The sequence below is a fragment of the Acinetobacter sp. 70_2 genome, assembly GCF_056736115.1.
On sequence record NZ_JBWZIP010000015.1, the window covers coordinates 1,143,764 to 1,166,053 of the forward strand.

Annotated in this window: 21 protein-coding genes; 8 read left to right on the top strand and 13 right to left on the bottom strand. The window is 38.7% G+C overall.

All coding sequences use genetic code 11. The features are described 5' to 3' along the window. Positions 1-14 precede the first annotated feature (14 nt). Complete coding sequence (locus AC1PJ9_RS14355; protein ID WP_311087634.1) at positions 15-746, bottom strand: 4'-phosphopantetheinyl transferase family protein; 732 nt, start codon at positions 744-746, stop codon at positions 15-17. A 413-nt stretch (positions 747-1,159) separates the two neighbouring features. Between AC1PJ9_RS14355 and AC1PJ9_RS14360 the strand changes: the two genes are divergently transcribed. Then, a complete protein-coding gene (locus AC1PJ9_RS14360) occupies positions 1,160-1,450 on the top strand; it encodes a hypothetical protein (RefSeq protein WP_311087635.1) in 291 nt (96 codons plus the stop codon). 2 nt (positions 1,451-1,452) lie between these two features. Continuing rightward, positions 1,453-3,057: a PepSY-associated TM helix domain-containing protein gene (locus AC1PJ9_RS14365; protein ID WP_311087636.1), complete on the top strand. Its 1,605-nt coding sequence runs from the start codon at positions 1,453-1,455 to the stop codon at positions 3,055-3,057. Positions 3,058-3,103: 46 nt separating this feature from the next. Here the strand turns inward: AC1PJ9_RS14365 and AC1PJ9_RS14370 are convergent, their stop codons facing one another. The 4 genes from AC1PJ9_RS14370 to AC1PJ9_RS14385 form a co-directional block, all read right to left on the bottom strand. Continuing rightward, on the bottom strand, positions 3,104-3,724 hold the full coding sequence (locus AC1PJ9_RS14370; protein WP_311087637.1) for an ATP-binding cassette domain-containing protein: 621 nt from the start codon (positions 3,722-3,724) through the stop codon (positions 3,104-3,106). 4 nt (positions 3,725-3,728) lie between these two features. Then, entirely contained in the window at positions 3,729-4,421 is a 693-nt protein-coding gene (gene modB, locus AC1PJ9_RS14375) for a molybdate ABC transporter permease subunit (protein ID WP_000971585.1), read from the bottom strand. Further along, positions 4,418-5,203, bottom strand: coding sequence for a molybdate ABC transporter substrate-binding protein (modA, locus tag AC1PJ9_RS14380; protein ID WP_311087638.1), 786 nt, complete (start codon positions 5,201-5,203; stop codon positions 4,418-4,420). Before modA ends, modB begins: the two co-directional genes overlap by 4 nt. Positions 5,204-5,384: 181 nt before the next feature. Next, positions 5,385-5,735 (bottom strand): winged helix-turn-helix domain-containing protein, encoded by a 351-nt coding sequence (locus AC1PJ9_RS14385; protein ID WP_311087639.1) that lies wholly within the window; start codon positions 5,733-5,735, stop codon positions 5,385-5,387. 221 nt (positions 5,736-5,956) lie between these two features. Between AC1PJ9_RS14385 and antA the strand changes: the two genes are divergently transcribed. The 4 genes from antA to AC1PJ9_RS14405 all read left to right on the top strand — a co-directional run bounded on the left by antA (position 5,957) and on the right by AC1PJ9_RS14405 (position 10,413). Next, the gene (antA, locus tag AC1PJ9_RS14390) at positions 5,957-7,372 is read left to right on the top strand and encodes an anthranilate 1,2-dioxygenase large subunit (RefSeq protein ID WP_311087640.1); all 1,416 of its coding nucleotides are present in this window, start codon (positions 5,957-5,959) and stop codon (positions 7,370-7,372) included. Between the two features lie 2 nt (positions 7,373-7,374). Then, positions 7,375-7,866 carry an anthranilate 1,2-dioxygenase small subunit gene (gene antB, locus AC1PJ9_RS14395; RefSeq protein ID WP_311087641.1) on the top strand — a complete coding sequence of 164 codons (492 nt, stop codon included), beginning with the start codon at positions 7,375-7,377 and terminating at the stop codon, positions 7,864-7,866. A gap of 5 nt (positions 7,867-7,871) precedes the next feature. Further along, the gene (gene antC, locus AC1PJ9_RS14400; protein WP_311087642.1) at positions 7,872-8,906 is read left to right on the top strand and encodes an anthranilate 1,2-dioxygenase electron transfer component AntC; all 1,035 of its coding nucleotides are present in this window, start codon (positions 7,872-7,874) and stop codon (positions 8,904-8,906) included. Positions 8,907-9,354: 448 nt separating this feature from the next. Then, positions 9,355-10,413 (top strand): AraC family transcriptional regulator, encoded by a 1,059-nt coding sequence (locus tag AC1PJ9_RS14405; RefSeq protein WP_069140441.1) that lies wholly within the window; start codon positions 9,355-9,357, stop codon positions 10,411-10,413. 54 nt (positions 10,414-10,467) lie between these two features. Here AC1PJ9_RS14405 and AC1PJ9_RS14410 read toward each other — a convergent pair whose 3' ends face one another. Genes AC1PJ9_RS14410 through AC1PJ9_RS14430 form a run of 5 tightly spaced genes read right to left on the bottom strand, consistent with a single transcriptional unit; the run spans position 10,468 to position 15,359 of the window. Further along, positions 10,468-11,415, bottom strand: coding sequence for a SphA family protein (locus AC1PJ9_RS14410; RefSeq protein ID WP_262445479.1), 948 nt, complete (start codon positions 11,413-11,415; stop codon positions 10,468-10,470). Positions 11,416-11,467: 52 nt separating this feature from the next. Beyond that, complete coding sequence (locus tag AC1PJ9_RS14415; protein WP_017386934.1) at positions 11,468-11,998, bottom strand: flavin reductase family protein; 531 nt, start codon at positions 11,996-11,998, stop codon at positions 11,468-11,470. 29 nt (positions 11,999-12,027) lie between these two features. Then, complete coding sequence (locus tag AC1PJ9_RS14420; protein WP_311087643.1) at positions 12,028-13,266, bottom strand: styrene monooxygenase/indole monooxygenase family protein; 1,239 nt, start codon at positions 13,264-13,266, stop codon at positions 12,028-12,030. A gap of 44 nt (positions 13,267-13,310) precedes the next feature. Further along, the gene (locus tag AC1PJ9_RS14425) at positions 13,311-14,096 is read right to left on the bottom strand and encodes an SDR family oxidoreductase (protein WP_077165395.1); all 786 of its coding nucleotides are present in this window, start codon (positions 14,094-14,096) and stop codon (positions 13,311-13,313) included. A gap of 12 nt (positions 14,097-14,108) precedes the next feature. Beyond that, positions 14,109-15,359, bottom strand: coding sequence for a dienelactone hydrolase family protein (locus AC1PJ9_RS14430; protein ID WP_311087644.1), 1,251 nt, complete (start codon positions 15,357-15,359; stop codon positions 14,109-14,111). A 367-nt stretch (positions 15,360-15,726) separates the two neighbouring features. On the opposite strand from AC1PJ9_RS14430, the gene AC1PJ9_RS14435 reads away from it, so the two are divergent. Continuing rightward, positions 15,727-16,938, top strand: coding sequence for an OprD family outer membrane porin (locus tag AC1PJ9_RS14435; RefSeq protein ID WP_409070594.1), 1,212 nt, complete (start codon positions 15,727-15,729; stop codon positions 16,936-16,938). A 16-nt stretch (positions 16,939-16,954) separates the two neighbouring features. After that, positions 16,955-18,298: an MFS transporter gene (locus AC1PJ9_RS14440; RefSeq protein WP_311087646.1), complete on the top strand. Its 1,344-nt coding sequence runs from the start codon at positions 16,955-16,957 to the stop codon at positions 18,296-18,298. Between the two features lie 68 nt (positions 18,299-18,366). Here the strand turns inward: AC1PJ9_RS14440 and AC1PJ9_RS14445 are convergent, their stop codons facing one another. From AC1PJ9_RS14445 to AC1PJ9_RS14455, 3 genes are all read right to left on the bottom strand, one after another. Continuing rightward, a complete protein-coding gene (locus AC1PJ9_RS14445; protein ID WP_107973821.1) occupies positions 18,367-19,353 on the bottom strand; it encodes an AraC family transcriptional regulator in 987 nt (328 codons plus the stop codon). 324 nt (positions 19,354-19,677) lie between these two features. Continuing rightward, on the bottom strand, positions 19,678-20,463 hold the full coding sequence (locus AC1PJ9_RS14450; RefSeq protein WP_311087647.1) for a 3-hydroxybutyrate dehydrogenase: 786 nt from the start codon (positions 20,461-20,463) through the stop codon (positions 19,678-19,680). A 33-nt stretch (positions 20,464-20,496) separates the two neighbouring features. Further along, entirely contained in the window at positions 20,497-21,918 is a 1,422-nt protein-coding gene (locus tag AC1PJ9_RS14455) for a GntP family permease (protein ID WP_174742019.1), read from the bottom strand. Positions 21,919-22,290: the final 372 nt, after the last annotated feature.

The following is a 22,290-nucleotide window of genomic DNA, read 5'->3' on the forward strand; positions in this document are numbered from 1 at the left end:
TGCCTTCTTTTATTTTAAGCAAAATTTCGTGCTTGAAAAACCCAAGTCATAATATGGTCTTGCTCTACAGTCCAACCACCTTGATATTGTTCTAAGAGTTGATAACGTTGTTGAATTTCTGGCAAGAAAGTTAGCGTTAATGTTTGATTTTCAAAATTAATATCAACGATAGATGCTTCTAAGAAATCGATATATTGCTTTGCAGTAGGATAAACCGCTTTATATAGGCTTTCCTTTACAGAGAAAATTAAACTCACATAGTGGGCAAAATCAAAAAAATCAACCGCTTTACTTTTCCATAAATCAAACTCAGACGGCGTTAAAATAAGATGTGCACTCTCTTGAGCAAATTCTGAGGTCACCCAGTGCTCAATATCAATTCCCAAATAAACCGCATTGTTAGATAGCGCAACAATTAACTTATTTTGTGAATGACTAATACTCCCCAAAACACGAGTTGGCCAAATGGGTAAATGTTCATGCATAGAGGTTATTGGCTGATCTAAACCGAAATGATGATTTAAAACAGCCTGAGCTAAGACCCTGCCACATAAGTACTCATTTTTACGTTCGACACGCGCTTGAGCAATTTTTAGCGGATGCTCTAATCGTTGGTCTATATGCAAATGCGTTGTTTGCGATAAATCTAGCCCATAACAAAATAGCTCTGATGTAAGAAAAATAGGACTCGAAATTTCATAAATTGATTTACTGATTTGTTTAGGAATGTATAGATAATGACTCACTGTATTCGACTTCAAAATAAATATTTTTAATGAGTTATCTCCTATCTTAACTTACTCACCATAAATAGATAAATAATTATATTTATCATTTGATAATAATTATTATTTACTTATACTATTGGGTAAATTTTGACTTTAATTTACTTATAAATATTGATTATGAAACTTATAGGACTTTTTTTGACCCTGTTGGGAGCGGTCAGTATCTATTGTAGTCATAGCAACCAAAATCTGTTGTCTCGACATCTTCCTACTTTCTTTAAGTATTTGGGTCTAGTGCTATTAGGCATTGGATTTATTACGCTCTTTGCAAGCTTACCGAAAGTGGTTGCCGCTTTTTGCTGGTTCATGCTCATCATTTTTGCGTGGTCTTTCCTCCCTTTTATGGCGCTTTTTAAACGGAAACTGGTTTCATGAAAGCTAAAATTCAGTCTCCGATCCAGCCAGACTGGTGGAGTAAAACTTTTGCTGGTGGAGTTTTTGGTCTAAGTCTTTCTATCGCGATTGGTAATTTGATTGTTTTATTAGGCCAACCTTATGTTGCCATAGATTTATTGGTGCAAGTGGGTATGTGGAGTGTTCCTTGGTTTTGGATGCCTATTATGTTTGGCAGTTATTTTTTTACGACTGGACGAAAAGCGCTTATCTATTTATTGATTGCCAATGCCCTAGCGTATAGCTGTATCTTTGTCTTACGGGGTTAAACATGAAAGTACGTTCAGACATCATGAAATTAGCAAAAAGCATGCATACTTGGGTGGGTGTATGTGCAGGAATTTTGCTTTTTATCTGTTTCTTTGCTGGTGGGCTCAGCATGTTTCAGCACCATATTAGTAAGTGGGCTACGCCAACACAGCAAGTTTTACCGAAAGTCTCACCCGACCAATATAATGAACTCATTCAAAAAGTACAGACTGCCTATCCTGCTGCGCAAAAGAACTTCACACTAAATTTATCGTCCAATGAATTTCACTATGCACCCATTACTTGGAGTGAACATGAACGTGGAGATGGCTTTAATGCGGCTCAGTCTACGTGGATGGCAAGCTTAGATAACAATGGCGAGTTAATCGTTGCCCAAGAAAACTTATCTAAAGCTGGCTGGCTAATCGAACAGTTGCATGAAACAGCAGGCATACCGGGCATGGCAGGTCATCACGGATTAGGTCTCTATGTGATGGGTGTTGTTTCGATTCTATATTTTCTTGCTCTGCTTTCAGGAGTGATCATACTTTTACCAACCTTGGTAAAGGATTACTTTGTTATTCGGCCTGGCAAAAATAAAAAGCGCTTTTGGCTAGATGCGCATAACGTGATTGGAATTACGAGCTTACCGTTCCACATCATTATTAGTATTAGCGTTATTGTCTTTGCTTTTCATGACCTTTTTTATGATGCGATTGGACAACTTGCACTCAAAGGACAGCCTGTTTTTCAGCGTTCTCCGCCTGCACTTATTCAGCCTAAACAAACACAGATTGATGTGCAGCAAATATTAGCTCAAGCTAAAAAAGTAGCACCTGAATATTCAGTTGACTATATCCAGTTCAGTGGCCTAGACAAACCTGAAAAAGCCAATGCACGTATTGCCCTGTATAGCCCAGATCAGATGTTGCGCGGTGCAAATCATGACTTTATGCGTATGAACCCATATGCAGTTGAGCACTTTAATCATAGAGGCATTAACACACAGACCGATGCTGGGAATAAGTTAATCAACGCCATGTTTAGTCTACATTTTGGAAGTTTTGGCGGTACGGGCGTACGTTGGATTTATTTTGTATTAGGTGTCGGTGGTGCTTTCTTGTTTTATACAGGTAACATCCTTTGGGTTGAAACTCGTGCACGTAAGCAAAAGCGTGCTGAAGACCCTGTTCCTGTTCAACGTAAAGATGTGGTGTTCCTCGCGAACTTAACGATAGGTGCATGTTTAGGGTGTGTTTTAGCTGTCGTAGGTACAATGTTGGCCAGTCGTTGGCTTTTCGCAGCATTCAATATTGAAAGCATAAATCACCTCTTTATGTATGGTTATTATGCGATTTTCCTACTGACTATGATTTACACCTTTGTGATTGGCTATGCAAAAGCTTTACCACAACTGCTGTTAACCTTGGTTTTGGTGTTATTTGCGATTCCGCTTACATCCCTTTTAGCTTACTTCATTCCTCAAAGTGGCTTATGGGTACATGGTGGAGAAATCTTAGTGGTTGATTTCTTAGCTATCATTTTTGCGTTCGCTTTCTGGCGTTTTTATCAACAAGCCCAAGATCGCCGAAAATCTGCTCCAACGGGTAGTTTATGGGCTAACTAACAACCATAAATCGACCAGACTGAAATAATGTGTGAAATATGAAAAATTATAAAACCCACATTGTTTCGGTCAGTTGTTTAATTTCTTGAATATCATGACTCACATAAATCATCGGAATTTTTATTTCTTCTTTTACTTTCTGAAAAAAAGGAATAATTTCAGCTTTATGATTCGCATCTAGTGCTGATAACGGCTCATCAAGTAGTAACAGCTTAGGTGAATATAACAATGCTCGACCAAGTGCTACGCGCTGCTTTTCACCACCTGAAAGTTTGATGGGCATACGTTGTAATAAGTGCCCTAACTTTAATAATTCAATAATGTAATCTGCTTCAAAGTGACGTTCTTGTTGGGAAAGATGCTTAAGACCAAATAATAAATTTTGTTTTACCGTTTTATGCGGAAAAAGCTGAGCATCTTGAAAGACCAATCCAACATGCCGTTTTTGTGTGCTCAAGTTAATTTTTTGATCTGAATCAAACCATGTTTGGTCCTGTATTTTAATGACTCCACTATGTGGTGTGTTCAGCCCTGCAATGGCATGTAAAATTGATGTTTTACCTGACCCAGAGGCACCAAATAGCCCAATAACAGAAGCATCTGACTGGAAACTAGGTTCAATGTGAAATTGACCCATGTGTAGCTGAAAACGGCAATCAATCAACATAGTCTTACCGCCCTAAGCGCTTCTTTTGATAACGATGAAACCACTGTGCAAACCATAGCGCTAAAAAAGCCACGCTTAACGATAAAACAATAAGCCGTTGAATAGCGGCCTCGGTATCGGGTTGTTGCATTAAGCTATACATGGCTAGAGGCAAAGTCCGTGTTTCATTTGAAATATTACCCACAAAGGTAATAGTTGCACCAAACTCACCTAAACTGCGGCAAAAACATAAAATAGCACCAATTAAAATACCACTGCTGGCAAGAGGTAAAGTGACATGAAAAAATGCCCCTAAAGATGAGGCACCTAATGTCTTTGCTGCCATTTCTAAGCGCTGATCGACCAGTTCAATTGCTAGTCGAATCGATTGCACCAATAGCGGAAAACCCATCACTGCCGAAGCAAGAACGGCACCTTTCCAGTTAAATGCAAAATCAATTCCGAGTGGCGCTAAATATTGCCCAATAATGCCGCGACTCCCAAAAACTTGTAATAACAAATAACCAGGAACAACTGGTGGTAGCACTAAAGGTAAGAACACCAATGTTTCAATGAATGACTTCCCCCAGAACTCTTTACGTGCCAAAAACCATCCCACACAAATTGCAGGAATAATGCTGACCACAAGACAACTTGCTGCAACTTTACAAGAAAGTTGTAGCACGCTGAGCTCTTCTGGGGTTAAAGAGAACATCATGGTATTGCTGGAGGCAACACGCTAAAGCCATATTTTTTAAAAACAGCTTTGGCTTGATTACTTTGTAAAAACTGATAGAACTTTGCTGAGTTTGAGTTCTTTTTAATCAACCCTACAGGATAAATAATTGGCGAATGTGTATTTATCGGAAATACACCAGCTACATTCACGTCTTTGCTAATGGCTGCATCGGTTGCATAGACAATGCCAACCTGACATTCACCACGCGCAACAAAATTTAATGCAGCTCGAACATCTTCTGTTTCAACTAACTTTGGCTCAATACGACTCCACCAACCTAAATTGGTAAAAGCTTGTTTAGCATATTTGCCTACAGGCACACTTTTGGTATCCCCTGTACAAATCTTGCCTGTAAATACTTTATTTGGATCAGTTGTTTTATCTAGTTTTATATTTAGTGACTGCCCTTTAGGGGTAATTAGAACCAGACGGTTGCCTAATAAATTTATACGGTCATTTGTTGCAACTCGTTTTTTATTTTGCAGATAATCCATCCACTGGGTATCAGCAGAGATAAATACATCGGCTGGTGCCCCAGCTTCAATTTGTTTCGCTAATGTCGATGAACCTGCATATGAAGTTTTAACTTCTACTTTATTTTGTTTTTCATAAATTTTTTCTAAATCGTTAATTGCATTCGTTAAGCTCGCTGCTGCATAAACGGTAACCGATTCAGCTTTGGCTGGAACATTAAAGACTAATCCTATGCTGAGCACCGAACAGACTAAAGCCAACTTTTTTATCTTCGTATCACTTACCATTATGTTTTACCTTTTTGTCGTTTTTTGCAGCGATATATACCCAAGAATATAGCGATAAGCATAGACGATGAAAAGTAGAAATTATTTATAAAGATGGATATTTTTTCTGAGCAATTGAAAACTATTGGTAGATAAAACTGATTCGTACTTAAATTCTTTGATTTATAAAGTATTTCTCATCTTATTTCTTTAAATAGCTACTCATGATTTGATAATCATGTTCTAAGGCTTGTCGAGCATTGATTTCCATTTGGCGGTAATGCTGTAAGACTTTCTGGCCAAAAGCTGTAACGGCTGCCCCACCACCATGTGTTCCACCTGTTTGAGTTTCAACCAAAGCTGTTTCAAAGCACTGATTCATTGTATCGACCAATTGCCATGCACGGCGGTAGCTCATATTCATAGATTTTGCAGCTTGTGAGATCGAACCAGTTCTCTCTATTGCTTCAAGTAAATCTGCTTTACCCGGACCAAATGCAATGTTTTGCTCTAAAAGAATTCTAATTTGTAATTTTAAGTTTTGTTCTTTCATAGACTTAGTTCACAAAATTTCATTTTATGCTCCTTAACATTATAAGGAACTTTGATAGGTTAAAACACATAGAATTTTTAAATCTATACTCTTTCCTAAAAAGAGTTCGATCAAAAAATCAAAACTGCACAAAGTGGATAAAGATCTGGAAAAAACGGATAGAGGCAAAGGCTTAATCGCGGTTCAATCAGTTAAAAGCTGATTGATTGGAGGATTGAGCAATGACCTCATCTAATTTAAAACAATGGAATGATTTTATAGATGGATGTATCGACTTCCGTCCTAACGATGGCGTGTTTCGTATTGCACGTAATATGTTTACCGAGCCTGAACTATTTGACTTGGAAATGGAACTTATTTTTGAAAAGGTTTGGATTTATGCATGCCACGAAAGTGAGATTCCAAACAATCATGATTTCCTAACCGTTCAAGTTGGTCGTCAGCCGATTATTGTGAGCCGTGATGGTAAAGGCGAACTACATGCTATGGTTAATGCTTGTGAACACCGCGGTGCAACCTTAACACGCGTTGCTAAAGGCAATCAGTCTACATTTACCTGTCCATTCCATGCTTGGTGTTATAAGTCAGATGGTCGTTTGGTGAAAGTCAAAGCACCTGGTGAATATTGCGAAGATTTTGATAAATCAAGCCGTGGCTTAAAACAAGGCCGCATTGCCAGCTACCGTGGTTTTGTATTTGTAAGCCTTGATACTCAAGCAACAGATACGCTAGAAGACTTTTTAGGTGATGCAAAACTGTTCCTTGATTTAATGGTTAACCAGTCCCCAACCGGTGAACTCGAAGTATTACAAGGCAAGTCATCTTATACTTTTGCAGGTAACTGGAAGCTACAAAATGAAAATGGCTTAGATGGCTACCATGTAAGTACTGTTCACTATAACTATGTCTCTACAGTCCAACACCGTCAACAAGTCAATGCATCAAAAGGTGAAGAACTCGATACGCTTGACTATAGCAAATTAGGGGCTGGTGACTCAGAAACTGACGATGGTTGGTTTAGTTTCAAAAATGGTCATAGCGTATTGTTTAGTGACATGCCGAACCCAACTGTTCGTCCGGGCTACAGCACAGTTATGCCGTATATGGTCGAAAAATACGGCGACAAATATGCTGAATGGGCAATGCATCGTTTAAGAAACTTGAACCTGTACCCTAGCCTATTTTTTATGGACCAAATTAGTTCTCAGCTTCGTATTGTTCGCCCTGTGGCATGGAATAAAACTGAAGTCATCAGCCAATGTATTGGCGTTAAAGGTGAATCTGCTGAAGCGCGCCGTAACCGTATTCGCCAGTTTGAAGATTTCTTTAACGTATCAGGCCTTGGTACACCAGATGATTTAGTTGAATTCCGTGAACAGCAAAAAGGTTTTCAGGCACGTCTTGAACGTTGGAGCGATATTTCGCGTGGTTGTCAGTCTTGGGAATATGGCGCAACTAAAAACTCACAAGATTTAGGCATTCAACCCGTCATTACTGGCCGAGAGTTTACCCATGAAGGACTCTATGTAAACCAGCATGGACATTGGCAACGCCTAATGCTTGATGGCTTAAATAAGAAAGCATTGAAAATGCAAGATATTACTTTTGAAAACAATGCCGTAATGGATGAGGTGTAACCATGTCACAAGAACTAAATTTTGCTGTATCTCAGTTTTTGTATAAAAAGGCAGAGCTTTGCGATGCTTATGAATGGGATGCCTACCTAGAGCTTTACGATGAAGATAGTGAATATCATATTCCACAGTGGATTGATGACCATAACTATGTTCAAGATCCAAATCAGGGCTTGTCTTATATTTATTATGCAGATCGTACAGGCCTTGAAGACCGTGTATTCCGTATTCGTACAGGTAAAGCAGCATCTGCAACACCGTTACCACGTACTTTGCATAGCATAAACAATATCCGAGTTAAAACATTGGATGATGGATTAATTGAAGCAAAAGTTGCATGGCAAACGCTTTATAACCGTCAAGGCTTAGAAGGCTGTTTTTACGGACATGCCACTTATCTTTTACGCCAAACCGCAGATGGTTTCCGTATTCGTCGTCAACACAGCATTTTGCTCAATGACAAAATTGATTCCGTTTTAGACTTCTATCACGTTTAAGGGGAATGAAAATGGGACATTCAGTTGCACTTAATTTTGCCGATGGCAAAACCTTTTTCATTTCGGTAAATAACGACGAATTGCTGCTTGATGCAGCAGTTCGTCAAGGAATTAACCTACCGTTAGACTGCCGCGAAGGTGTTTGTGGTACCTGTCAGGGACAGTGTGAAACCGGCATTTATGAACAAGAATATGTTGATGAAGATGCATTAAGTGAACGTGATTTGGCTGAGCGTAAAATGTTAGCTTGCCAAACAAGAGTGAAATCAGATGCAGCTTTTTATTTCGATCATGATTCTGCTATCTGTAACGCTGGTGATACCTTAAAAATTGAAACCAAAGTCACTGCAGTTGAGCTGGTTTCTGAAACGACAGCAATCTTACATCTTGATGCAAGCAGTCATGCTGCACAGCTTCAGTTTTTACCAGGTCAATATGCTCGTTTACAAATTCCAGATACTGAAGATTGGCGCTCATATTCATTTGCAAACAGACCAAACGCAACCAATCAATTGCAATTCTTAATTCGTCTTTTGCCAGACGGTGTTATGAGCAATTATTTGCGTGATTGTTGCCAGGTCGGACAAAGCTTACTTATTGAAGCACCGCTTGGTAGTTTTTATTTACGTGAAGTAGAAAGACCATTGGTTTTTGTAGCGGGTGGAACAGGTTTATCGGCTTTCTTGGGAATGCTTGATAACTTGGTTGATCAGCCCAACTTGCCTGCCGTTCAGTTGTATTACGGCGTAAATAATGTAACCGATTTATGTGAACAACAACGTTTACATGCCTATGCAGAACAGCTTCCAAACTTTAGTTATCATCCGATTGTGACTAAGGCAACGGAAGCTTGGCAAGGCAAAGCAGGCTATATTCATGAGCACTTAAATAAAGATCAACTGGCTGAGCAGGCTTTTGATATGTATTTATGTGGCCCACCACCAATGATTGAAGCCGTTAAAAATTGGTTGGATGAGCAAGCTTTGCAAAACTATCGTATTTACAGCGAGAAGTTTTTACAGAGCAATACCTCACGTTAAAAGTATAAATAATTTAAAAACCACTGAAACCTGAAATGATTCAATATACTCTGCAAGGGGTATATTGAATTTTTGCATTTAAATTAAAAGCTTTTATATATCAATAATATAAAATAATTAATTCCGATAAAATAAATTGACCAGCTCACTCGGATTTGCTATAAATTTTGGTAGATCTTAAGGAATAAGGTCATGATGAGATTAACTTATAGCACCTTTTATATCCCCCTATTCTATTTCTCGAATGTATTAAATTGATGGACAAAATCCGAAGTAAAAATTTGAGAAAATCATATTAATTAGCGGATAAATTGGTCTGTATTTTGCTTATATCTCATTGTAATTTGCGAGTAACTTAATTTTTTTAAGTGCCGTATTTACGTGTTGCAAAGCTAAGGTTTTACATATTTTGCACAGTAAATACAGGAGTGAGCCAAAAGGGATAAATATGAACCAAGCCAACTCCCCAGAACTCAGTGGGCGTCATTTTCAAAATGAGTCTATCTTTACCAATCATAATCTGGTGTTTGATCACCACGATTTAAGCGAAACTTGCCGAAATGTCGGGCAAATTTTTAAACCACATGATCTTAAAATCTCTCAGCAGAAGCGAGATTTCAGTGCAACCATGCACCATGTTAAAACAGGCGCATTGTCTATTAGTCGCTTGGAATATGGCGCAGATGTCATTATTGAACCAGATCATCTGGATAACTTTTACTTAATTCAAATTCCAACTCAAGGCTATGCAGAAATCGAGTTTGGTTCACAAAGGTTTATTTCTTATTCTCAAGTTGCATCTCTTATTTCTCCTCAGCAATCGTTACGTATGCGCTGGCACGCGAACTCACCGCAGCTCATTTTAAAAGTTTCAAAAGATGATTTTACTTACCATTGCCGTCAACACATTGCCGATTCAGAGAACAACTTACTCGTTTTCGACCCAAAATTAGACTTTTCTACACAAAGTGGAGCCTATTTTTTACAGTTGGTTAGAACCTTGATGGATGCTTTGGCATGCGAGCAACACCCGCTTCATCATCCTTTAGCCTTTAAACAATTTGAGTCAAATTTGTTTAATGCCCTCATTTATGGGCAACCCAATAACGCATTACATAAAATAGATCAGCATAAAGAAAAAACAGTATCTCCTTATTTCGTGAAGCGCACAGAAGCCTACATAAAAGAACATTTACATGAGCCGCTTAATGTCGAGATTTTAGCTGAACATGCAGGCGTGAGCGTGAGAACACTATTTACTGGTTTTAAAAATTACTTGGGGACAACCCCAATGTCTTATCTAAAGGAATTACGCTTTGAACAAGCTCATTTAGAACTCATGCATAATGAAAATCTATCGGTCACAGACGTTGCATTTAAATGGGGATTTACTCATTTAGGCCGTTTTTCTCAAGAGTATAAACGCCGTTATGGCGAATTACCTTCTTCTACCCGCCGATCTGGTCAAAATGAAGGCTCAGGCTTAATTACTTCAATTTTTTCTTAAAACAAATAGAGAAAAGCCTTTTATATCGATGAATATAAAAGGCTTTTTTATGACTTAGAAATGATGGACATAACGAACTTGCAGTCGTGTTCCCTCTGGGCGGTTTTCAGCATCTTGCTCAAAATAAGCATTTGCAACTAAATGGTCATTTTTAGAAAAACTATACATCGCACCGGGGCCAATAGCCCACACTTGTTCACGTCGGCCTTTGACTTTTTCACCATCCACTTCAGTATCTGTCACTTGTTTTAGCCAATAGCCATTTAGTCCTAAGCGGAACTGTTCGGTAATGGCATAGTCTGTTGCAAAGTTTGCATGAATTGCTTGCCCAGCTTGCATATCATTTGCTCCAGCAAAAGCAGAGCTTGGGTCATGATTTTTAAAGTTATAGAGATAATGGATGCGTGTTGAAGCGGTCCATTTGGGATTAAACCAATATGTGGCAGCCCAATAAGGATCAAATGAAACAGCGTTATTACCTGGATTAATATCTTTTTGTTGATCGTATTCGCCAGTAGGTAAATTCACCTGAAACTCAAAACGATGTACAAACCTCGGTCCTTGTGCGCCCATGACTGGATCAAACTGAATAAACGGTCCAATCATAATGTCCCCAAAGCCACTTTGGGCCTTAATGGCAGCATTATTCAAGCCATCATCCATGTCCATTTTACTGACAAAAGGAATTAAAAAATTCATACCTAGGCTGGCTTTATCTTTTACTCGGACATTCGATAAATAACTAATCTGCTCAACCAATACTTGATAATTTAAATCTGTTTTAGGTAAACCGAGTTTTTGTCCATTGGCATCGACTAGTTTATTGCTATCGTAATTTTGAAAATAGGTTTGAGCATACCAGCCAGGCCCAGCGGGTAATCCGCCATCGAGAAAGCTGGTCATGCCTAAATTTACGGTCGGTAAATCATAGGCATGTGTAACCAATGGCAAACCCAACAATGTCCCTGCTAAAAATCCATGTTTAATTAAAGTGCTTTTCATCTTCTTATTTCCTATAAAAAATCACGACCGGATTGATCGTGATTGTGGTGAATTAACCTGCTAATTCTGGATGCTCAGCGGCAATCCGATACTTTCCTGCGTGGAATACCAATGGTTCACCTTGGCGCTGTTGGTATTGTTCAATCTGACCAATAAAAATCAGGTGATCTCCGCCCTCATACTGATTTACATTACGGCAAACCAAGGTTGCGAGTGCATCAGTCAAAATTGGAACGCCTGCATTGCATTGTTGATGGGCAATACCTGCAAATTTATCTTCAGCACCTCGAGCAAAATGTCCAGAAAGTTGATGATGCTCTTGTGCCAACATGTGGATGGCAAAATATTCAGCTTCAACAAAATCAGACAAACTTGGCGCTGTTTTTGAAAGGCTCCACAAAATTAATGGCGGATCTAAAGACAGCGATGAAAATGAATTGGCTGTCATGCCTATTTTCCGACCATCTTTACCACGAGTTGTAATCACGGTAACGCCAGTTGCAAACTGTCCAAGCAAATTACGGATTTCTCTCGGGTTTTCAGCATTAATTGCTTGTAAAGCTAAAGTTTCAATTGTGTCCATTTTTCATATCTCCCTTTGCTGTTTTGCCCTTAAGCCACTTTTGCTGCGGTTTTTGAGGCCAAGAATGCTTGAGCCTGATTTGCATCAAACCACCAAGGAGCAAAGGCACGAGGGTCATCAAAGTTATTGGCCATAATGGAAGCAATGCTTTGGTTTTGGCTTGCGGCTGCTAATAGCTCAACAACATGGGGTTGCGGTGGTACTAACAGACTATTGGTCCAAGCCACCACTTTTTCTGCATAAGCCCAATAACGTTCAAAAGTTTGAAACATCCATTGTTCGCTAAAGTTTTGATTATCATTAGCTAAAATTGCATCGAAATAGATTTTGCTACACTTAGCAGCGTTGTTTGAGCCTTGACCAGTAATAGGGTCATTCACCACCAAGGCATCTGCCATACCAAAAATTTTCTTGCCAGACGGTAAGGTTAAAACGGGTTTACGTACTGTCGGCGGAAAACGTCCTGCTAAATATCCACCAGCATCGGTTAACTCAACATTCGCGCAGCGTTCATATTCCCAAGGCACAAATTTCTTGAGTAAGTCCAAACTGCATTGCAGATGCTGTTCTGGTGTTTTGACATCTTGCCAACAGTCCATTGGCCCATTTGGGATACCTTCAAACACCATAATGTCGCAAGGACCATTTACTGTAAGTGCTGGAAATGAAAAGTATTCGCCCACTTCTGGAATAATATTAAAAGTCACACGAGAGTATGGCGAAATTGGCTTCATGTTTTTGACATAGGTCAATGCCAAAGCACGCTGTGGCTTATCAAAAACGCTACGTGCATCATCACGCTCAAACTGTTTAACGACTTCACCTTTACCAGCCGCGAGTAATACAAGTTCGTAGTCGTTTGCGAGTTGTTCTAACTCGTCTATTCCCACATCCTGAATTACTAATCGACCACCACGGCGTTCAAATTCTTCCATCCAATATGGCATTTTGACGCGTTGATCGACCGATTGAGCGTAGCGTTCAAGACGAGCACTCCATTCAAATGCTTTACCACCATTTTCAGGATTAACTAAAGCCAGCCCGATACCTTCTACCGCTGGACATTGTTCTTCCCAAAAATTTAGTCCCAAGTCACGTTCAGTTTGTAAAGCGGTATGAAACATACACTGGCTTGACATGACTTTACCTTGACGGATTTCATCGGCAGTTCGGTTGGTGATCATGGTCACGTCATAGCCTGTATCTAATAAACCTAAACCAAGCTGTAAACCAGACTGCCCTGCTCCAACAATTGCAATACGGCGCATAAAATCTTCTCCATAATTTTCTAAATGTGCTTTAAAACGCTGTGCTATTCGGCTAAACGTGGAATAGCGGGCTGTGATCCTTCAGGGCCCATTACGGAATATCCGCCATCGACCGCATAATCTGCTCCGGTGACAAAACTCGCAGCGGATGACAATAAAAACAAAACAACATTGGCGACTTCTTCGGGATGACCCAATCGGCCTAGTAAGTGATAATCGGCTGCTACGCTATCGGCCTTTTCGCGGTTATTACCGCTGACTTCTGCAATGACACGAGACCATGTCCAACCCGGTGAAACTGAGTTGACACGAATACCATCGGCAGCAAAATCCATTGCCATGCTTTGTGTGAGTTGACGTATCGCGGCTTTAGAAACTGGATATAACCAGCGTCCCGTTTGTGCCACTTTGGCCGAGATTGAAGTAAAATTAACGATTGAACCTTGCTGCTTTTTTAGGTCATGGTATAAAGCACGGCTCAGCTCAACTGTAGAGACCAAATTAATATCAAGTGCTTGTAACCAGTCCTGACGTGAGGATTTAAAACCGTCATCTAAATATGTACATGCCAGATTGACCAAGTAACTCACTTCACCTAAATGTTGATGAATATCCGCCACAGCTTGTTGAATAGCAGCATCACTGGTTAAATCGGTTTGAATAAACATCACATCATGATTAAAGCTTTCCGCAATTGCCTTGCCTTTGGCATCAATATCTAAGATAGCGACATGAGCACCTGCACTCACTAAGGCTTGCACAACAGCTTTACCAATCAGTGTTGCACCGCCGCTTACCACAGCGACTTTTCCTTTTAAATCTATATTCATTACAGATACTCCTTAATTGACTGGCTTGCCTTCGCTACTTGACCAAGATGGCATCAACGTATTTGAAGGAAGATCTTCATCAAGAAGTTTTCGTGCGGTCTCTACGCCTGCAACGGGTAAACCTGTCGGGTCTAATAAACCAATTTGAACGAGCACCGATGCTTGGTCCCAGTAAATATGCTCATGGCACAACTTTGAACCTCTGAACTGAATTACACCCAACATTGGAATTTCGACATATTTACCAGTCGGTTTTACACCCGGTAATAACCAGTCAATTTCAGCGTCGTGGGTAAAGCTCATAATGAACTCGTCTACCACTTGCGTTGAGCCAACCGTACGAGAGATCGAAGTAATCTTCATATCTTTCGGGTTTTGGTGAACAAAATGATATTGATAAAAACGAGCAAGCTGGCTTTGGCCTACACCACCAGTTAAAGTTGGAATATGGTTGACATAAGGTTCTGCGACCATCGTTGCCATGGTTGCTGGCACATCACGCGTATCAAACTCATGACGAATATGCTCTTCCCATAGCGCGACTAGGTCATATTTCGGTCCAATCGTGTCATGTAGAGCTGTTACTGTACGCTCGTGGGCAAAGCGTGCTGAAGGTTTGTGATAATGATTGCTTTTTGGGCGTGCAAAAGCATGATCAACACCTTCGTAAACATAAGCTTGTACGTTTGAATATTGGTTGGCTGCATTCACAATCGCTTGCCTTGCATCTGGCGGTGTAAATTGGTCCAGTTCTGCAATATGTAAAACCAAACGTCCTTTTACGTTAGCTAACTCATCTAACGCTTTTTCAATGCCTACACCGTAATAACCTACGGCACATGCCACTTCCGAAAGTCGACAACCAGCCAGATACGCAAGCTTTCCACCTAAACAATAGCCCACTACGCCGAGGCCTGTAGAGGAGTCACATTCTGGTCGAGTCTTTAAAAAAGCTAAGCTGTCCTGAATGTCTTCAACCCCAAGATTTTCATCATATTGCTGATAAAGCTCGAAAGCTTTTTGAAAATCTTCTGGTGTGTAACCCAGTTCTATATTAGGTGCTACACGCCAAAATAAATCAGGAACTAAAACGGTATAGCCTTCTTCTGCAAGAAATTCTGCTTTTTCTCGCATGGCTGCATTCACCCCAAAGATTTCCTGACAAAGCACAACTCCAGGTCCTTTTCCTGTTTCTGGTGTTGCTAGATATGCACTGAACTGCTTTCCAGATGCTGTTTTAATTTGAACGGTTTGACCAGCCATAGTGTCAACTCCTGACATTGTTATGGCTTTATCTTCTATCCGAATATTTTTCTAGGCTGTCCAAAAGCTGCAAGCACTATCCAATCTCTGCGCAATTATCAAAATCAATAAAAATGGATAAAACACAAAAAACAAGAAAACTAATAAATTTCATAACTTTAAATTAAAAAATTAAATTAATACTTTTTATCTAATTTGGAAAAAATGGATGAAGATTAGGACTTATTGGATAGTGACGATTGGCTAAAAATAGTTCAATCAAGTCATGTAATTAATTTGATTACATAAAAAAGCCCAGTCATTTTCTAAATTAAGGCGTTTATTTATGCATCGACCATGGCCAATTTATGGACAACAAAAAACGTTAATGCTCATCAATATTTTATGTTGTAGTGCATTTTCTACTCAGGCTTATTCAGCGGATGAAGAATGGAAATTTACATCAAAAAATGCATATATAGACAGAAACTATGACAATCCAGATGTAAAAGACACAGGTAGCTGGTCACAATCAGTTTCTCTATTTTACAACTCAAATATGCATGATACGCCGTTAGAAATTGGTGGAACCCCAATTCAAATTGGCGCAAATGCTTCAGCACAATATGCGGTTCGTTTAAGCCAAGATAAACATGTTGCAGATACGGTATTACCTTTTGATAAAGCCACGCAGTCCCAAGCACCCGATTATCTAAAATATGGCGCAACCTTAAAGTTAGGCTATAACAAGACGCTACTCAGCATTGGTGAATTATGGCTGGATTTACCCGTAACCACTGTAGATGCAAGTCGACAACTCCTGACATCTTATTGGGGAACTAACCTTAAGAGCCAGCTAAACGATAAGCTTTTTGCAGAAATTGGCCGCATTGAAAAAGTATCTCCGCGAAATGAAGAAGACTTTCACAGATTTTCTTTTACTTCAAAAGGTGTGACTGGCTACTCTGATGGCCTTAACTACATAGATCTTCGCTATCAATTTACGCCTACATTGAAGGGTGAATATTACTTTGGAAATATGGAGGATTTATATAACAAACACTATATCGGCATTGACCATATATGGAAAAATTCTAATTTTTCGATCAATTCAAAATTCAAATATTTCAATGCCAAAGATAATGGAAATCTTTTTGACATCGATGCACAAAATGTAGGGCTACTAGAAACGCTTAAAGTAAAAAATCATAGTTTTGGTGTGGGTTATCAGCAAATTATTGGTGAGTCTGCTTACCCGTTACCAGATGGTTTCTTGCCTGAAACTTATTTCATTAACTGGAACACGACTGGTTTCTTCAAACAACATGAAAAGTCCTATCACTTTATCTATGGCTATGACTTTAAAGATTATGTGCCTGGCTTAAATACCACTTTCAAATATGTATATGGCGATCACTTTAAGACAGCAGATGGCTTAAAAAATAAAGAAAGTGAAGCAAACGTTATTGTCAATTATGCCCTTCAACAGCCCTTCCTCAAAGGCTTAGCTCTTCAGTACATCTTCATCAATTATGACGTTAAGCATGGAAATGATTTCTCTGAAAACCGTTTCTTCGTCAATTACAGCAAAAAATTTTAATGAATAAGGAATACGTATGAAAACGATAGATGCAAACACGATTATCAACCGTGAGAAACTATCTCCACTACAGTGGATGGTTTTTATCCTAGGCTTTTTTGTCTTTTTCTGTGATGGTCTAGATACAGGAATTATTGGTTTTGTTGCTCCGGCATTACTGGATGACTGGGGAATTACCAAGCCTCAACTTGCTCCCGTTTTAAGTGCCGCTTTAGTCGGTATGTCAATTGGTGCAATCATTTCGGGCCCCTTAGCCGATAAATTTGGCCGTAAAGGTGTTATTGTTTTTACAAGCCTTTTGTTCTCAATATTTACGATTTTGTGTGGCTTTGCTAATTCAACTCAAGACTTAATGATTTATAGATTTATTACAGGTGTTGGTTTAGGTGCAGCCATGCCAAACATCAGTACCATTGTGTCTGAATATATGCCTGTAAAGCGTAAAGCATTCCTTACTGGTCTTGCTGGCTGTGGTTTTATGCTGGGTATTTCTTGTGGCGGTGTGTTGTCAGCTTATCTATTAGAAAGCTATGGCTGGGCCAAAGTAATTATTATCGGCGGAAGCATTCCGCTCATTTTAGTAGTTGCTTTATTGCTTAAATTACCTGAATCAACGCAATACTTAATTACACGTCATCAACAAGACAAAGCTCAGCGTATTTTAGAAAACATTCAAGGTCATTCTTTTCAAGAGACGGTAAATCTTGTTTTAACTCAAGCAGAAAATGCTTCAGATGAAAATCCAGTTAAAGTGGTTTTAGGAAAATATCTGTGGGGTTCAAGCATGCTTTGGCTCTGCTGCTTTACCAGTCTGTTGGTGTTCTATCTTTTAACAAGCTGGATGCCAACAATTTTAAAAACAGCAGGTTTTAGTACTCAACAGTTTAGTTTAATTGCAGCGATTTTCCCTTTTGGTGGTGTGATTGGTGCAACCATTATGGGATGGTACATGGATAAACTGAATCCAACCACAGTCATTAAATATTCATACCTGATTGCTTTTGCTCTATTTATTGTTGCAGGTCTGGTGAGCTCAAATATTTTCTTGCTAGGTCTTACTATCTTTTTAATTGGGGCCTTACTCGCAGGTGCTCAGTCTTCATTACTGCCACTTGCAGCTATGTTCTATCCAGTAGTGTGCCGTGCTGTTGGCGTTTCATGGATGCATGGTATTGGTCGTATTGGTGCAATTTTAGGTGCTTTCTTTGGCTCTCTTATTTTCACTTTCAACCTAAGCTTAAGCGGTATTTTCTTTATTCTTGCGCTACCAACCTTCATCTCATTTATTGCACTTAGTTTGAAAGTGATTTATGAGAAATCTAAAAACAAACAAGTCTTAAAGCTAGAAGAAAGTCTATAAATATTAATCAATAAATAAAAAACTGATTTAGTTACCTAAATCAGTTTTTTATTTGGAAAAATTAAATATTAGAAAATTTTGCCTTTGGTCTCACTTGGATTTTCGCCGAACTCTTCGCGATATTCTTGAGAAAAACGACTTAAATGGTTAAAGCCCCAGTCATACGCAAGCTTTGAAATAGAAACCTTTCTATCTGCTCCTGTTGTGCTCAGGATTTTATAAATTTGTTGGAGACGATATTTTTTTAAATACGACATTGGACTGGTGCCGTAGTACTGTTGAAATTCGTCATATAATTTTGATTTTGAAACCCCAGCCAGACGTTGCAAATCTTCTGCACAGATTTCTTCGTGCGCATGTTCAATAATAAAATTACGAACCTTACGAATATAAGCTGGCTCATCCTGATGTGAGAGTGACTTTAAGGCTTCAGAGTAATTATTTTCTTGAGACAATAATAACGCTTTAATTACAAAATTTTCATAGTCTTCAGACAACATTTGCAAACCATAAAAATTGCTATATTGCGATTTTAACTGTACAAAATTTTGAATGTTCTTCCACCATGCACCAATAAGTTGCTCAGAGTCTAAGTGCATTTCAGGATTAAAAATAATGGGAGCTTCTATGGGTTTATTAAGTAAATCCGCAAGCACAATCTGCATACTCCGTTCAGGAATAACCACCTGAAATTTTCTACAGTCTTTATCGATAATCAGATCCTGCTGATCGTTATTTGAAACAATAAGGCCTCTGTTTTCATCAGATTGATAATGAGCGCCACGAATGTTGAGAGCTTGTCGACCTTGTATCGGCAAACTAATGCTATACGCTTTTAAATTTGAAATGTTAATAGCAACGTTTGCACCATAACTGATTGTACCGATTGCCATTTTTTTATTAGGCAAACGCATTCCGTCATAGTGAAAATCGAGAGTGTCTTTGTAAATTGTGTCTAGACGGTGTTCACCACAAATCGTGGACATCAGATTTTGCGCAAATTCAGCTTTGCGTGAATAATGATTGAGTTCCGTCTGTTGGCTGAGTGATATCATATCCTTTTCACCTAGCTAAATAACTTATTGCTTAAAAAGCAACTTGTATGCCAATTAATATCCTTTAATTGACGAGTTTTCCTGAAAAATACCGAATCAAGAAAGAGAGTAAAGATTACTTTCTCACACTCTATTAAATTTTAAAAATGGAAATAAGTTAAATACCTTTAAAGTATAATTTCATACTTTAACAAACTTATTTTATTAGATTTTTTATAAACAAATAGAGTAGATATAAATCATTATTTTGAACAGCAGACTATCGTAAATTTTAATGAATAAAAAAACCGCCTATTTTAAATAAGCGGCTTTTAAACACTTAAATTATTGTGCTGTGTAGCCACCATCCATCACGACAGCTTGGCCTGTTACTCCACCAGCTTTATTACTCGCAAGGAAAATTGCATAGTCAGCGATTTCTTCAACAGATAACAAACGTTTTTGAGGAACCATTGCCAAAATTACGTCTTCAAGTGCGCTGTCTAAACTTACATTACGAGTTTTAGCCAAATCTGTAATTTGCCCACGAACCAATGGCGTATCTACATAACCGGGGCATAAAGCATTTACTGTAATACCATCACGCGCGCATTCCAATGCTGCAACTTTTGTTAGACCAATCACGCCGTGTTTAGCACTGTTATAACCTGCCTTTCCAGCAAAACCAATCAAGCCATTAATTGAAGCCATATTAATAATACGTCCATATTTTTGAGCTTTCATGATTGGTAAAACATGTTTAATACCAATAAATGCTCCTGTTAACATGACCTGAACTAGCTTTTGAAAAACAGTCGTTGGAAACTCTTCAATAGGTGCAACATGTTGAAAGCCAGCATTATTAATTAAGATATCAACCGTGCCAAAGGTCTTTTGAGTAAGCTCAATTGCTTGTTTATAAGCGTCTTCATCGGTCACATCACATGGTGCAGATAATGCTTCAAAGCCTTGCTCTTTAAGTGAATTCGCCGTTTCTTGGCACTTTTCGGCATTCATATCAGAAATAACAACTTTGGCACCTTCTTGAGCAAATTTCTTAGCAATCTCTAGGCCGATACCACTTGCAGAACCTGTAATAAAAGCAACTTTACCGTCTAAAAGTTTAGTCATCTATTTACTCCTTAATACTTATAACGTACTGATTTAAACAATACCCGTTACGGTAAAGACCGTAATCACTACAAATACTGCTAATGTTTTAATTACCGTAACTGCAAAAATATCTTTATACGATTGTTTATGGGTTAAACCTGTAACAGCGAGTAAAGTAATTACAGCACCATTATGCGGAAGCGTATCCATACCACCCGATGCCATTGCAACCACACGGTGCATGACTTCTGGTGGAATACCCGCAGCTAAAATCGCGGCGTTATAATGTTCAGCCATCGCACTTAAAGCGATACTCATACCACCAGAAGCCGAACCAGTAATACCTGCTAAAACGGTTGTCGTCACCGCCCCATTGACTAAAGGATTTGTGAAGGTACTGCTCATTGCATGACTAATCATGGCAAAGCCCGGTAATGACGCAATAATTGCACCAAAGCCATACTCAGAAGCCGTATTCATCACTGCTAAAAGTGAGCCGCCAATACTGGCATTAATGCCTTCTTTAAAGTTCGTCACTACACGTTGGTAATCAAACAAAATTGCAGTAATAATCCCGACAATTAGCGCAAGACCAACCGCCCAGATCGCACCAGTTTTTGCAACATCTACGGTGTAATCAGCAAGACCAACTGAGGCAAAATCAAAGCCATTTGGATACCACTCTTTGATTGCTTTAGACAAATATTTGTTCATTACTGCAACAAGAATGAGCGGTACAAATGCTAGAAACTGACGAGCCTTACTTCCATTATTTTGTAGAGCCATATCAGCTTCAATTTCTTGAGGCTGCATATTGTCTATACCAAAACCAGAGAATCCTTCCCCAGCTTTTGCAGCAGCACGGCGACGCCATTCTAAGTAGCTTAAACCCATGCATAAAACAAAAATAGCACCAATAATTCCTAAGAAAGGTGCGGCATAAATATTGGTACCAAAGAAAGTGGTTGGAATTACGTTTTGGATTTGTGGAGTACCCGGCAATGCATCCATGGTGAATGTAAATGCACCAAGCGCGATAGTTCCCGGAATTAAACGTTTTGGAATATTAGCTTGTCTAAATAGCTGGTTTGCAAAAGGATAAATGGCAAATACAGCAACAAATAAACTTACACCACTGTAGGTTAAAATTGCACCTAATAGTACAACGGTTAAAATTGCTTTTTTTGCTCCAATCCATCTTACAATGGTTCTAGCAATAGACTCAGCAATTCCTGACATTTCAACAACTTTACCGAAAATTGCCCCGAGCAAAAACACAAGGAAGTAATCTTTAATAAAGTTCACCATTTTGGGCATAAAGACACCCGAATAAAACGGTAAAACATTGGCTGGATTAATGAGTAAAACTGCAAGTAAGGCACAAATGGGTGCCATGAGAATGACAGAAAAGCCCTTGTAAGCTGTATACATTAACAGCCCAAGCGAAAGTAAAATTACAAATAATTCCCACATATATTCCTTCTCCATAAAGAATAAATATTTTAGAAATTCCATATCTATTTGATTAATTTTAAGTTTATTAGATTTATTTCGATGTCCTGCAAAATAAATGCAAAATTCCTGCAAAACAGTTAAATCTAATAATCATTTTACTAACATAAGTGACAACATCTATTTCGAAGCTTTCTATAAAGATTTCTTTTTGAGATGTTGTAATTTTCATGTAAATAACTATATCGACATTACATCTATTAGAGTTATTTTTGTACTGATATTTGAGAGGAATTACAAAAGCATAAAAGTATTAATTTTCTAGTTTTTATATGCTCATTACATGAAAAAGCCCTCCTTAGAGGGCTTTTAAAGACGCGGGTTCAACTCCCG